Origin of the sequence: Actinoallomurus liliacearum, assembly GCF_039542035.1 — a bacterium.
In the GTDB taxonomy this organism is placed as follows: Bacteria; Actinomycetota; Actinomycetes; order Streptosporangiales; family Streptosporangiaceae; genus Actinoallomurus; species Actinoallomurus liliacearum.
On the sequence record NZ_BAABHJ010000021.1, the window covers coordinates 21114 to 34494 of the forward strand.

The 13381-nt window shown below is 68.5% G+C and carries 9 protein-coding genes and 1 CRISPR repeat array; of the genes, 1 reads left to right on the forward strand and 8 read right to left on the reverse strand.

Features of this window, described 5'->3' with window-relative positions:
- The first annotated feature begins 14 nt into the window (after window positions 1-14).
- On the forward strand, window positions 15-1163 hold the full coding sequence (locus ABD978_RS27370) for a hypothetical protein (protein ID WP_345360617.1): 1149 nt from the start codon (window positions 15-17) through the stop codon (window positions 1161-1163).
- 1418 nt (window positions 1164-2581) lie between these two features.
- On the opposite strand, the gene cas2e is transcribed toward ABD978_RS27370, so the two are convergent.
- The 8 genes from cas2e to ABD978_RS27410 all read right to left on the reverse strand — a co-directional run bounded on the left by cas2e (window position 2582) and on the right by ABD978_RS27410 (window position 12023).
- Entirely contained in the window at window positions 2582-2860 is a 279-nt protein-coding gene (cas2e, locus tag ABD978_RS27375; RefSeq protein WP_345360620.1) for a type I-E CRISPR-associated endoribonuclease Cas2e, read from the reverse strand.
- Window positions 2857-3867, reverse strand: coding sequence for a type I-E CRISPR-associated endonuclease Cas1e (gene cas1e / locus ABD978_RS27380; RefSeq protein ID WP_345360623.1), 1011 nt, complete (start codon window positions 3865-3867; stop codon window positions 2857-2859). Before cas1e ends, cas2e begins: the two co-directional genes overlap by 4 nt.
- The gene (gene cas6e / locus ABD978_RS27385) at window positions 3867-4625 is read right to left on the reverse strand and encodes a type I-E CRISPR-associated protein Cas6/Cse3/CasE (RefSeq protein WP_345360626.1); all 759 of its coding nucleotides are present in this window, start codon (window positions 4623-4625) and stop codon (window positions 3867-3869) included. The genes cas1e and cas6e overlap by 1 nt, the downstream gene beginning before the upstream one ends.
- A 5-nt stretch (window positions 4626-4630) precedes the next feature.
- Window positions 4631-5449 (reverse strand): type I-E CRISPR-associated protein Cas5/CasD, encoded by an 819-nt coding sequence (gene cas5e, locus ABD978_RS27390; protein ID WP_345360629.1) that lies wholly within the window; start codon window positions 5447-5449, stop codon window positions 4631-4633.
- Window position 5450: 1 nt separating this feature from the next.
- A complete protein-coding gene (gene cas7e / locus ABD978_RS27395) occupies window positions 5451-6587 on the reverse strand; it encodes a type I-E CRISPR-associated protein Cas7/Cse4/CasC (RefSeq protein WP_345360632.1) in 1137 nt (378 codons plus the stop codon).
- A 37-nt stretch (window positions 6588-6624) separates the two neighbouring features.
- Window positions 6625-7227: a type I-E CRISPR-associated protein Cse2/CasB gene (gene casB / locus ABD978_RS27400; RefSeq protein WP_345360635.1), complete on the reverse strand. Its 603-nt coding sequence runs from the start codon at window positions 7225-7227 to the stop codon at window positions 6625-6627.
- 10 nt (window positions 7228-7237) lie between these two features.
- A complete protein-coding gene (casA, locus tag ABD978_RS27405) occupies window positions 7238-8896 on the reverse strand; it encodes a type I-E CRISPR-associated protein Cse1/CasA (RefSeq protein WP_345360638.1) in 1659 nt (552 codons plus the stop codon).
- Window positions 8897-9158: 262 nt separating this feature from the next.
- Window positions 9159-12023 (reverse strand): CRISPR-associated endonuclease Cas3'', encoded by a 2865-nt coding sequence (locus tag ABD978_RS27410; RefSeq protein WP_345360640.1) that lies wholly within the window; start codon window positions 12021-12023, stop codon window positions 9159-9161.
- Between the two features lie 196 nt (window positions 12024-12219).
- Window positions 12220-13349: a CRISPR direct-repeat array (repeat unit 29 nt; unit sequence GTCGGCCCCGCGCCTGCGGGGATGGTTCC).
- Window positions 13350-13381: the final 32 nt, after the last annotated feature.

A 13381-nucleotide genomic window follows, 5' to 3' on the forward strand; every position in this document is an offset into this window, starting at 1 on the left:
AGGAGGTGAGGATCGTGAGGAAGACCTCAACCGCCGGGACAGCGCGGGATCTGAAGGCCATCGCAGCCGAACGATTCCCGCTCGTTCCGCGCCCGAAGCCAGTGTGCCGGTCGTTGCAGGCCCGTGTCGCTCGCGTATGCGAACGCGCTCACCTGGCAGCCCAGGGCGCGGATGAACCACTCATTCGGGCAGCCGAGGCGCACAACCTGGCCGCACTGATCGCCAGTGACTGCGGCCTGCCCGAGCTCGCGCACTCCCTATGCTGGCGGCAATTCGACGTCTTCCTCACGGCTTCGTCTCTGGACGCGGGGACCGCCAGAATCGCATTACAGCCGCTGATTAACCTCGCTCGTCTCCGTATCCGTGATGGCGACGGCATCACCGCTTACCGCATGCTGGATGCCCTGTTCAACGCCGTACGATCACGCACCGACGTGGTCATCGACGGCAGGACCATCCAATTCGGTCACCTCATCGGCGATGACGGTCACCGAGAGGTCATCCAATGGCTCTGGTCCGTCCTCCTCACCGACGGAACCCGCGCCCTGACCCGCACCGGCCGCTGGGCGGAAGCACTCCAGCACACCACCCAGCACAACGGCATCGGCAACCAGCTCCTCGACGGCCGCCAGGTCGCAATCCTCGCCCGCGCCACAGCCGGAAATTACGACAGCGCTTGCCGCCTCCTGGCTGACACCTGCACGACCACTTCATGGGAAGAGACGGTGACGTCCTGCCTGAACGTCCTGTGCCTCCGCCTCGCCGATCGGCCGACCAGCGCTGCCACCGCCACGATGCTGGACCGGTACCTCTCATTCGAAAGCGAGCACGTCGTCTTCCATGTCCGCCTCGGCCTCACGGTCCTGGACCTCGCGGCCGACCACAGCGACGTTCCGCGGGTCGCCGACGTGACTGTACAGGCGGCCGTGGAGTCCGGTGACGCCTACGCCGCTCAGGAAGTCTTGGCGCACGAGACGTGCCGTCCGTACGCGCCAGTGGCACTGATCGAGATGGTGCAGTTCGCCGGACTTGGCTGCGCCACGATCCCCGCTAACCTCCTGGAAACCCTGACCGCATCCATCCGGATCAGCGAAGGCATAATCGCCACGGTCCTGGCCGGTGGAGCGGAAGGCTCGCGGGAGTGGCCGGCCGTAGGACCATGATCAGCCGGAATGGGTCAGAGGACATTCGCGCCGAATGGGCCTATGCGAGCCTAGACAGCTGCGTTGCAGCAGCGGACTCTTAATCCGCGGGTTCGGGGTTCAAGTCCCTGGCGGCGCACCCGTCCTGACCTGGGCGTTCTCGGTTCCACCGGGAGCGCCCAGTGTCTATTTTGGGGCGGTTTGGCGACCGTGGTTGCTCCGTGGTTGCTCGCGTGCCGGATTGTGGTCTATCCGCCTTGCGGGCACCGCCGAAACGGGACGCGCCACTGCGGCCAGCGGCCCCATCAGCGAACCGGCAGCCCGATCACAGACAACGCTGCCTGAGGTCGGGAGGTAACCAACCGACCGGTCCCGCCCGCAGGCGTAGCCGGACATCACCTACCCTGCCAAGCCGCTCACTAGTGCTCCCAACCGGAAGGCTCTCTCGCCTGGTGCAGACGGTCGTCGACCGCCTGCCGGGAGCCGTCCCCGCGACGCAGGGCCGACCGCCCGTTGTACCCGGTTGGCGCATAGGAGACAGGGCCATCCCCGCAGGCGCGGGGCCGACCCTCCGTAGCATTGTGAGGAGCCCGGTGATCGGGGACCATTCCCGCATGCGCGGGTCCAGCAAACCGCCAGCCGCACCTGGCCCCAGGTCCTCGGGACTATCCCCCCACGCGCGGGGCTGACCACGACGACGCGCAGTTCCTGGAGTCCCGCCAGGCACTATCCCCGCATGCGCGGAGCCGACTAGGCGGGCAACTGGCCCGCGATCTCGACCCACGGACAATCCCCGCATGCGCGGGGCCGACACGTCACCACCGTCCATCCACACGAAGAATCCGGGACCATCCCCCCGCACGGGGCCGACTTCGCCGCGCAGCCGGTCGATGTCGGAGGCGTGGGGTTACCCCCGCGTCCGCGGCGCCGACAGCGGTCCGCCGATCATGAGGGTCTGAGTCGGGGGGGCCATCCCCGCGTGCGCGGGGCCAACCAGCCGTCCGCGGCGACCTGCTCCAGCAGGTGGGGGCCATCCCCGCGTGCACGGGGCCGACAACGACATGCCGGTGACGTTCCCGTTGCGCTGGGGGCCATCCCCGCGTGCGCGGGGCCGACGAGAACGGCGCCGAGGCGGCCGTGCGGGAGGTGGGGCTATCCCCGCGTGCGCGGGGCCGACAGCGTGGACAACGCGGGCGGCATGGTGTCGCGCGGGCCATCCCCGCGTGCGCGGGGCCGACGCGATCCCGGTCCCGGTGTAGGCCCGGACGGCAGGGCCATCCCCGCGTGCGCGGGGCCGACCGGGTCGTGACGGAGCGGCGGGTGCCGTGGGAGGGGCCATCCCCGCATGCGCGGGGCCGACCCGCCGATGATGCCGAGCAGGCAGATGAAGTCGGGGCCATCCCCGCATGCGCGGGGCCGACACTTGCTGAGCTGGGATGTTATCGACGAGAGCGGGCGGACAGAATCAGTCCGTCGTAGTCGACGGGACGCCAGCGGTCTCGGCCTGCGGTGCGGATGGCCCAGCCTTGTTCGTTGTTAGCGGGTTCTACGAGGACGGCTTGGCCGTCTCCGATGCGATCGGCGAGGAGCGTCCAGAGACGGTCTCGGATGCGGCGGCTGGGGTTGCCCACGAAGACACCGGCGTTGACTTCGACCATCCATCTGGTGAGATGACCACGTAGTCCTTCGGGGGCGGCGATGAGCACGATGACGGTCACTGCGGCTCGGGTCCGGGGTCATCGAATTCGGGACCGATGATGGCGACGTGACTGTCTCCGAGCGTCGGCTGGAAAAGGTCCGTATCATCTGCCCAGTTGACACCGCCGGGGACAGTACCGACCTTGTCGTCCCAGAGTTCGTTGGTCTCTTCGTCCGGGATATCGGCGTCTTCTGGTGTGAGCAGGGTTTTGATGTCGCTGACGATGCGGCCGAGGAGTTTGTCTTCGGCGATGCGGTCGCGCATGCCAAGGCGTGCGTCGCGTTCGGTGGTGAGTCCTTTGGCGGTCAGGTCGAATGCGAGGGGGATGGTGTAGTCGGCTTTGTAGAGGTCGGCGATGTCGAGGACGAATGATGTGGCGGCGCCGGTGTGTACGAAGCCGAGGCCGGGGCTGGCTCCGAGTCCGACGATCACGGCGTGGCAGATGCCGTACAGCGCAGCGTTGGCCGCCGATAGCAGGCGGTTGAGGTCGTCGCCGGCGGCGAATGGGTCTCCGGCTCGGTATTCGCGGCCGCTCCAGGTGATGCCGGTTCGTTTGGCGTGTGCTTGATAGATCTTGCGGACGCGGGCTCCTTCGCGGCCGCGGAGTTGTTGCATGGTCATGGCGGAGACGTCTTCGCCGGGGAAGCGCATGCCGTACATGGCGCGTGCGACGGCCAGGCGTTCTTTGGTGCGGGTGACCAGCCATGCCTGGCGGTGGAGCAGGCCGGCGCCGCGGCTGGGTCCCAGGCCGGCGGCGTACATGCGGACTCCTTGCTGGCCGACCCAGCACATTGCGGTGCCGGAATCGGCGAGCAGGCAGGCCGCTCCGTGGGTGATGCGGGTGCCTGGGCCCAGGAGGATGACGGCGACCATGGCGGCGGGTACGCGTACGGTGTCGCGTTTGTTGATGATGACGACGGCGTTCTCGTCGCGGTCGATGTGGCTGCGTTCGACGTAGACGCTGGAGACTCGGTCGCTGAGGCGGTGCAGGTCGTGGGGGTGGGCTTTCCACCAGATGTCGGCCATCACCCGTTACCGGGCAGGGGGGCGAGGGTCAGCAGTCCGCATCCGTAGGCCTTGGCGGGTCCGATACCGCGCAGGAGGTGTTCGGTGAACAGGTCGGGGTCGGTGATCTGGAGGCGGCCTTCGAAGGTGGCCGTGTGGATGACGACGGGTTTGCCCCGGCCGTTCTTGTTGAAGGACCGCCGGTCTCGTGCGGTGATGCGCACGTCGTGTGCGGGTTCAGGGGGTGTGGTGGGGTCGGGGAGGCCGGGTACGGGTGGGTCGGTCCGGGTTGGGGGGATCTGGAAGCCCCAGCGTTGGGTGCGGTCGAGGAACCAGGCGAGTTGGTGGGCGGCGGTTCGGTGGCCGATGCGGTGGCCGCGTCGTTCGCCGCGTGCGGTCCGTTCGGTTTGGATCGAGGTGGGTTTGGTCGGTGTGGTGGTGTTCTGGACGGGGTTGGCGGTGAGCCGGAATGCGAATTGGCGTCCGAGGGCGATCCGGGTGATGAGGGGGGTGTAGTCGGCGATGGAGGCGTGGTCGCCGTCGGCTTCAGGCCAGCCGGCGTTTTCGATGATGTGGGTCCAGTCGGGTTTGGATTCGGTGAGGACGTACAGCATCGGGCGTCGGGGGTTGTCGGCGTCCAGCCGCCACAGCAGGCGTTCTTGGGTGGGCTGGTCGGGGATGCCGCCGATGATGGCGCCGCGCATGGCTCTGGGGTTGGCGAGGAGTTTGCGGGATTCGGCGCGGAGCGGGTTGATGCGGATGCGCGATAGGTAGGTCATGGGGGTCACCAGCCCAGCAGTGCGAACGGGTCGTGGTCGTCACTGGTGGGGCTTACGTCGGGTGGGTCGGGGCGGGTCAGGCCGGTGGGCGCGGGGACCCAGGTGTGGCGGATCCGGCGGGTGGTGCAGCGGCGGTCGCGCGGGTCGAAGGACAGGGGGGCGTCGTTGAGGAGTTCTTCGCCGTCGGGGTCATCGAGGGTGGCGGACAGGTCGATGTGTTCGGGGCGGTGTTTGACGCGCCGTGCGTAGGATTCGCGGGTTCGTTCGCTGGCCTGCCATGGCTCGTTGCGTAGGACGTCTTCCAGAGTTCCGGTGCGTAGGGCGAGGAAGATCGGCTGGGTCGGTACGCAAGAGCGGCGGCCGAGAGCGAGCGGGAACGCCGGCCGGGTGACGGCGGTGGCGAGTGTGCCGATGAGGTCGTGTGGCCCGGCGATGGCGGCGAGGAAGATCGCGTCTTGGAGGTAGAAGCGCTGGGTGACGTGGGTGTGCTTGGCCGGGGAGGTCGGTCGTTGGATGCCTTTGGCTGACACACCCGCCTGTGGGAGTGGGCGGCCGCGGTAGTCGCTGACGGTGTGGTAGTCACGCAGCAGGGTTCCGGGCTGGTCGACGCGGACGCCGAGCTGCAGGTCCAGGAGGTCATCCAGTGGTTGTTCGCGGGGGCGGCCGGCGGCTGCGGCGAGCAGGCCGATGACGCCGGATTTGGTGGGTTCGGGTCGGGTGTCGCGGCGGTTGAAGCTGCTGCGGTCGCCCCAGGACTGCAGTGCCCCGGCCAGCCGCAGCACCAGGACCGCCTGCCTGTCGCTGATGGTGGTCTTGGCGGTCATGTCAGTCCTGCGTGGTGGTCTGGGTGAGGTGGGCGTGTAGTCCGGTCAGCAGTTCGGGGAACGTCTGGGTGGGCCCGAATGCGTCGGTGAGTTCTTTTCCGCTGGTGGTGTCGGGTTCGAAGGTGTGGCAGGCGGCGATGTGTGCGGGGGTGTCGCCCCATTGGCGGGTGGCACGGGTGTATTCGCGGGCGAGGCGGGCGGCGGAGGCCGCGGCGATGCCTTCGTGGGGTGGGACGGGGTTTTCGAAGGCGGAGATGAGGTTGACGGGCTGGTCGTGGCGGACGACGACGGCGACCAGGCTGGGGCGGGTGCGGTGGGCGAAGGAGTTGGCGTGGCCGGTGGGGACTGAGCGGGCGAAGGAGTCGATGAAGGTAGCGACGGCGTCGATCGCGGCGTCGGCTTCGCCGAGGTTGTCGGTGAGCTGGTGGAGGCCGACGGTGGCGTACCTGTAGAGGGTGGCGGAGTTGAACCCGATGGTGCCGATCATGCCGGCGCCGGTTTCGTCTTTTTCGTTCTCATCGTCGACGGCGGTGTAGTAGTCGAACTCCAGCTCCACGGCGTGGGTGGACAGGGCGTGGGCGACCTGGGTGGCGGCGTCGACGTTGAGGGCGGGGATGTCGGCGACCATCCGGCCGAACAACGCGACGTCGATGGGGTGTCCGGTCTGGAACGTCTCCTTGACGGGCAGGTCTTTGACCGCTGTGGTCAGGGCGTCATCGCTCAGTTCTGCGAGGTCGGCCGCCTGGTCCTCGACCAGGTCGACGATGGCTTCCAGTTGACGTCGGCCGAAGAACAGCAGGTAGGCGGTGTCGCCTGCTTTCTTCCCGGCCTTGATCTCCAGCCGTCCCAGGAGTGCGCCGGCGATCCCGGCGGCCTGTTCGGTGGTCAGGCCGGTGCGGGCGGCCAGGCGTTTGGTGAGTTCGGCGGCGATGCGTTTGGTGCGGGTGGCGAGGTCTTCTTTCGGCAGGTGTTCGGTGAATGCCTTGCGGGTGGCGCGTTTCCAGGCTTGGGAGGAGACCCGGGCGCGTCGGACGCCACCGAAGTAGGCCTCTTTGGGGTTGCCCTGGTCGTCGCGGTTAAGGTTCGCGGGTGGGACGGTCTGCAGGATGTGAACGTCGATGTAGGTGCGTGGGCTCATGGTCGTCTCCTTTGATCGGTGCGCGGTGGGGCGTGGGTCAGGCGGAGGGGCTGTCGGGGGCGGGTTGTGTTTGGGCCCAGGCGTGGTAGCCCAGGCCCCAGCCTCGGCGGACGAGCTGGCGGGAGGGGGGCCGGTGCCAGCGGTGGATGTCGGCCATCAGGGCGTCGTAGTCCAGCGGCTGGTTGACGGCGCGCAGCTGGGTGACCAGCCCGCGTAGGCGCATCAGCAAGGCGGGGACGCTGGTGGCGGCCACGGCGGCGGCGACGCGGGCGTCCACGGCTTCTTCGCTGAACTTGCCGCTGTGGCGTAGCGCCCGCAGGGCCTTGCCGAGGCTGACGTCCCGGCGGTGCATCGGGTTGTCCTGGCCTTGCTGGTGCAGCCCGTACAGGGCCAGGGCAGCGTGCTCGGCATCCTGCTCCTCGCTGACCTGGTCCCTGCGGGCGAGCCGGTCATCGACGGGGCAGGTGTAGAACGGCCACAGTTGCGGGACGGTCACGGCGTCTCGGCCGAGCCCGGCGCGCAGCGCGGCCAGGTCCTCACCCGGCGGGCGCATCGCCGTTCCGGTCCGGGGGTCTTTGCGCCATCGGCCGTCGTGGTCGACGTACCGGTTCCAGTAACGGGGCTTGCTCGGTTCGGGCATAGCGCGGTCCTCATCCTTCAGATGTCAGGTCGGCCGCCTGAGAGCGGTTGACTTCGGCTCGGTCTTCGGCGGCTCTGGGCAGGATCTGGTTGAGCCGGCGGCGGAAGTCACGCTCGGCCGAGCCGAGGCTGTAGGTGGCGGTCTTGCCGCCTTGTTTGGCTTCGCGGCCGATGAAGGCGCTTGCTGGCACGGCGGCGAACAACGGCTCGGCGACCTGTCGTGTTTCGCGGTAGGCGGCTTTCTCCCAGGCGAGTTGCCCGCGCTGGAGCACTGCGATGTCATCGCCCGCGTGGCGTACGCCGGCCAGCAGGCGGCGGATCAGCGGGTCCAGGGCGTGCAGAACCAGTTCGCCGGGCCGCTGTCCCTTATCCCAGGGAATCGGGTCGGCTCCGACGGCCCGGCGCAGGTCGGCGGACAGGCCGTTGACGGCGCGCGCCAGGTTCTCGGCTTGCTGGCTTGCCTCGAGCAGGAGAAGGTAGGCGTCACTGTCGGTGTGGAGTGCGGCGACCGGGAGCGGGATCGCGTCGTGCAAGACGTCTTCGATGACCGCGGACTGGGTCCCGTACGCGATCCCGAACGTCTCGAGCTGCAGCGGGTAGTCCCCGGTGATCGTCCCGTGTTCTTGAAGGTCGGCGAGCTGGATGAGCAGGCGGCTCGTCTGGTAGGCGTCCTCATCCTGCGGTGGTGGTTCGAGGGTGAGCAGGGCATCCAGGCCCCGCCAGATCGCTTTGCCCGGAACGTGGCGGCGTGGGCGGCGGACCGTGCCGGTGCGGCGTGCCTTGGGGTAGGTCCAGGCGGTGTGCCACTCCAGGTCCTCGAATCCGGCGAGACGATCCCCTGCGGCGACCAGGACACGGCTGACGCGGATTCCCTCCGGTGTTTCTTCCGGGAAGAGCCGGATGCGGCGGGCCTGCCAGGTCCACAGGTCCAGCAGACCGTCCGGGGCTCGCATCTGCCAGGTCGGGCCAGCAATGGGGCGTTCCCAGTGCGCGGTCCCCGCGATGGCCGCTGACCCGATCGGGGAGTTCAGCAGGAGCGTCTCGAACAGGGTGCGGCCGCCCGGGGTGACCACACCGAGCTGCCCTAGCGGGCCGGTCGGGTTTCCGACGGTCTTGCCGGACTTGACCTGCGGGTCGCCGACCGCACCGGTCTTGATCGCGGCGGTATCCCAGCAGTGGGTGTGAATCAGCCAGCGCGCGGCTTGGGCGGGGGTGAGCGGGAGCGGGTCGCCTTCGGTGCGCGAGGCGAACAACGGCACGTTGTTGCCCTGTGCTGCGGTGGCCACGATCAGCGCAGTGCCTTTGGTCTCCCCCTTGGCCGAACGCAGATCGGCGACTTGGGCGAAGGGCGTCTGCGGATGGAACAGGTCGAAGCGTTCCTGGCGTTCGTCGAGGTAATGGTGAATCTGGTCGCGTTCGGCGTCGGTGAACCGGCCAGCGGTGAACCGTCGGACCCACTGTTTGTGGTCGGCGGGGAGGCCGAGGGCGCCGGCCAGAACCGGTAGCAGCACTTGGCGCAGGATCGCGGGCTTTTGCGTCGGCAACTCCACGATGAGGTCGTCGATCTCATGAGAGCACCAGAGCACGTCGATGAGGCTGAGGAGTTCACGTTCTCCTCCGCGAAGGCGCACCCAGAGCCAGGGCTCATGGATGAGACTGAAGGTGGGCATAGATCACCTCAAGTAGCTCTTCTTCGGTGGCGACTTGCTGGAGGTTCGATGAGTAGAGTCTCAAACCAGCGCCGTGTTCGCCCGGGAAATGCTCTGATTCCTTTGGCCCCGCATGTGGCCGGTGGCGGCCGCTTCTGCCCGGGGATGGCCCGTAGCTGTTCTTAGGCGGCTATCGGTTGCGTTTCGGCGAGCAGTGCTCGGCCCCGCACCAGCGGGGGGAGGACAGGGCTCGCGTGGTCACCGCCACGCGGGCCCTGGCCGTTTACGGTGAGGCGTCGACGACCAACCCGAGTTCGTCGTCGTAGCGCACCGTGTGACCGCCGATCACCGCACCGCCGGACTCCTCGAGAACCAGCGCGTGGCTGTAGCGGAGCCACGGGTCGTCACGCCAGCCCTCCAACGGCCTCAGATCAGCCTCCGCAGCAGCGGTCAGTTTCGACGGCAGCCGCACGGTGGCAGCCAAGACCTCCTCGACCAGATCCGCCGACGCATCCCCGTTAACGCCGAGCGACCGGCCTTTCAACGTCCAAAAACCGGAGGCGTCCCGACGCACCAGAATGACCTCGATGCTGGGCTCGCCGTCACGAACTAGAGCCTGGAACTGCTCTTCCTGCAAGCTCGCCGGTGAACCGCCGTAATGCAGGCCATCCAACGTCGTGTTCGCATGCTCACCGATGCGGGTGAGCAAGAACGGCGCCGCGCGCTCCGCACGCAGTCGTCGAGTATCGCCCCACTCCTGGTAGGCCGTGTGCTCGATGTCGGCCCACCGAGCCGGCACCACCGGCTGCTCGGCGTCATACACCCGCCGGACCAGGTCCGGTACCTGGCCGGCAACCGACCACTCCCCGGCGGCTGCGGCCAGCACCGAAGCGGCCGTCCGCAGCAGAAGGTAGGAGCCGTAAATCCCCTTACTGGATGGCAGGATCTCCGGAGGATCACTTCGGCGCGGGTTGAACCCGGTGACGACGACCTGAGGGCTCTTCAGGAGAGCCGGCCGTACGGTGCCGCGGTGGCGGTGCAGACGACCGATACGCTGCAGCAGCAGGTCGATCGGCGCCAGATCGGTGACCAGCAGATCTGCGTCCACATCGAAGGACTGTTCAGCCAGTTGCGTCGCCACCACGATCAGCCGGCCTGGGCGCGGTGGCCGGTCCGGTCCCGGCGGCCCGAGCAGCCTCAAACACTCCTCGGTTCGCTCGGCCCGATGCTCAGCGTGAAGCCGGCCATGCAGCAAACGCACGTCATCCCCGAAGCGTGCGCGCAGAGCAGTGTAGGTGTCCTGGGCTCGCTGCACGGTGTTACGGATCACCAGGACGCACCCGCCGTCTCGCAGCCGGTCCTCCAGCAGATCGGTCACCGCCCGATCGCCCGCCGACACCGCTGAAGCCCCGTCCCTGCCGGTGACCGGCCTGCCGGCCGCTGGTTCAGGAAGGACTCGGATGCGCACGTCCAGGTCTTTGCGCCAGGACGTGGTGTGTTCCGCCAGGAACTGCGGGCCGTCCGCGCCCTGCCAGGCCGCAGTCACATTCGGATACCCGGTCGGCTCCGTCAGACCCGAGACATCGGCGGCCTCGAGCGAGGACGCACCGGCCAGGTAGGCGGCCACAAGATCACGCCGCTGCGCCGGCGAAAGAGTCGCCGACAACAGCACCACCGGGACCCCGGCCTGACCGAGCCATCGCAGCCCTTCCATCAGGAACTGCGACATGTACACATCGGCCGCATGCACCTCATCGAGCACCACGACCTTGCCAGCCAAGCCGGCCGTCCGAAGCATCACATGCCGAGTCCGGGTGGCGGCGAACAGCAACTGGTCGATGGTGCCGACCACGAACGGGCTCAACAACCCCCGCATCCGGCCCAAAAACCATTCCGCCGGGACCTTCCGTTCCTCACAACAGCCCGGCTCGTTCCACCAGTCCTCGACTTCCAGGCCGTACTCGTCTTCTTGGACCCCGCCGTGATGACCGGCCGGATCCTCCCCGGCCGCCGCAAGCAGCTCACGCCACTCACTGTTGAACCGGCGCTTGCCATGCAGCAGCGCCACCTGGCTCTCCAGCCCTGGACTAACCTTCGCCACCCAGTCGCGGACCTTGGTGAACATCGGATCGCTCGTCGCCTGGGTCGGCATCCCGACGAACACTCCGTCCGCACCGAACCGGGCCGCCAGCACCTCCACCACCGCCAGGGCCGTGTTCGTCTTCCCCTCCCCCATCGGCGCCTCCAGGACCATCAACCCCGGTCCGCCCATCCGCCGGGCCACCTCCAACGCCTGCACCTGCGACGGGCGCGGCTCACACCCGAAACGCTCACCGAACAGCCCTGCACCCGGAAACGCGAGCGTCCCCCAGCCCCCGCGCAGGCCCAACTGCTGCCACGCCGCGACCGCACGCCCTCGCGCGGCCGACATGCTCACCTTCTCCAGCTCATCGATGCCGACGAAGTACCGCTCATCGCTGGCGATCCAATCCGCCATCACCACGAACCCACTCAGCTGCAGCTGAGCTGCACGACTCGGGATGGTCTTCGGCTGCACCTGCGCCAGATCAGCGAAACCGAGTTCCTTGGTGAACACCGTCACCAACGCGGACTGCGCCTGCGCCCACACCCGCCCCTTGCCCTGAAGCTGCCCCCGCGTCCGATCCCGGAGCTGTCCCAGCGACGGGAAGGACCCATGGTGGCCCGCCACCAGCGGCCACACCCACCCGATCTGATCCTCGCCCCAGCCCGCCTGGGCAAGCGCCCGGCGGATCAGCTCCCCACCCGCCTTGTCATGCCGCCGACGAGACTTCTTCACGACATGCCGATCCCAGGTCAGGCCGGCCCGCCAGACCGCATCCGCCGCATCCTCATCCACATGTTGAAATGCAGGCGTCGCCTTCCCGCAGTCATGGACCCCGCACAACCACGCGAAGAACCGCCGCCCCAACCCCGGCCCACCGGCGACCTCATCCAGCATCCGCTTCACCGAGACCGCCAGATACCGATCCCAGATCAGCTCCGCGACCGCCGCCGTATCCAGCAGATGCGACAACAGCAGATTCTTCGTCCCCCCGGCCCGCCGCGCCGACTTTCCCCACAACACACCTAACTGCCGCTCCGTATCCGGCCCCAGCCCGTACACCACACACCCCCGCTACCATCCGGCTAACGTCGGTCACCAACAGCACGCACCCTAGACACCCCCACCGACAAAACCCCTCCACCACGACCCCACTCCCCCCAGACCGAGAATGAAAAACCACCTGGCAGCAGACCGATCCGCGACCCACCAACCGAACAAAAACAACTCCCCTCGCCGCCAAACCACCAGGTGAGCAAGTGCCGGCCCCGCGCCTGCGGGGATGGTTCCTTCTCCTACCTCCTGCGCATCCCCCTGGAGATGCCGGCCCCGCGCCTGCGGGGATGGTTCCGGCGTGTTGGACGCGCGCATCGAGCGGGCGGTGGTCGGCCCCGCGCCTGCGGGGATGGTTCCCCGATCACGCTCGTCGCGACGTTCTACGAGTAGTCGGCCCCGCGCCTGCGGGGATGGTTCGGCAGCACCAGGCGAGATCGGCTGCCCCCGAACGTCGGCCCCGCGCCTGCGGGGATGGTTCTCCTCACTGACGCGGATAGTCAGTGAGATTTCAGTCGGCCCCGCGCCTGCGGGGATGGTTCCGGACTCCGCTGGGACGGCGAACCCGCCGTCGGGTCGGCCCCGCGCCTGCGGGGATGGTTCCCCGAGGACACCCTCACGTTCGTCGTCGCCGCCGTCGGCCCCGCGCCTGCGGGGATGGTTCCGGCCGCCTACACGACGCCCTCGGCCGATTCGTGTCGGCCCCGCGCCTGCGGGGATGGTTCCCCCAGGAGGGACAGCATGTCCAGCATCACCGAGTCGGCCCCGCGCCTGCGGGGATGGTTCCGCTGGTCGGCCAGGTGAGGTCGGGGATCTGCTGTCGGCCCCGCGCCTGCGGGGATGGTTCCTTCCACGTGATGAGGGGAGCCATCAGCCCGTAGTCGGCCCCGCGCCTGCGGGGATGGTTCCCGCGCCATGACGTCGTGACTCAGCCCGATCAGGTCGGCCCCGCGCCTGCGGGGATGGTTCCCCGTCCTCCGGGCGCTCGCCCTGCCGTACGCCGTCGGCCCCGCGCCTGCGGGGATGGTTCCTGCGCCGCACGAAGTACCTGGCATCGCAGACGGTCGGCCCCGCGCCTGCGGGGATGGTTCTCTTGCGCAGTTAGATGCGGCGGGCGCGCAGTTGTCGGCCCCGCGCCTGCGGGGATGGTTCCCGGGCCGTTGGTCTTGTAGACCTGCTCGACGAGTCGGCCCCGCGCCTGCGGGGATGGTTCCGTCCCCGTCTCGCTGCTGCTCGTCGGTGGCGGCGTCGGCCCCGCGCCTGCGGGGATGGTTCCGTCCCCGTCTCGCTGCTGCTCGTCGGTGGCGGCGTCGGCCCCGCGCCTGCGGGGATGGTTCCGTCCCCGTCTCGCTGCTGTTCGTCGGTGGCGG

Coding starts and splice junctions, on each gene's coding strand:
- cas5e (WP_345360629.1), bottom strand. CDS start 5,449: ATGACCGCCAAGACCACCATCAGCGACAGGCAGGCGGTCCTGGTGCTG.
- casA (WP_345360638.1), bottom strand. CDS start 8,896: ATGCCCACCTTCAGTCTCATCCATGAGCCCTGGCTCTGGGTGCGCCTT.
- casB (WP_345360635.1), bottom strand. CDS start 7,227: ATGCCCGAACCGAGCAAGCCCCGTTACTGGAACCGGTACGTCGACCAC.
- cas7e (WP_345360632.1), bottom strand. CDS start 6,587: ATGAGCCCACGCACCTACATCGACGTTCACATCCTGCAGACCGTCCCA.
- cas1e (WP_345360623.1), bottom strand. CDS start 3,867: ATGGCCGACATCTGGTGGAAAGCCCACCCCCACGACCTGCACCGCCTC.
- cas6e (WP_345360626.1), bottom strand. CDS start 4,625: ATGACCTACCTATCGCGCATCCGCATCAACCCGCTCCGCGCCGAATCC.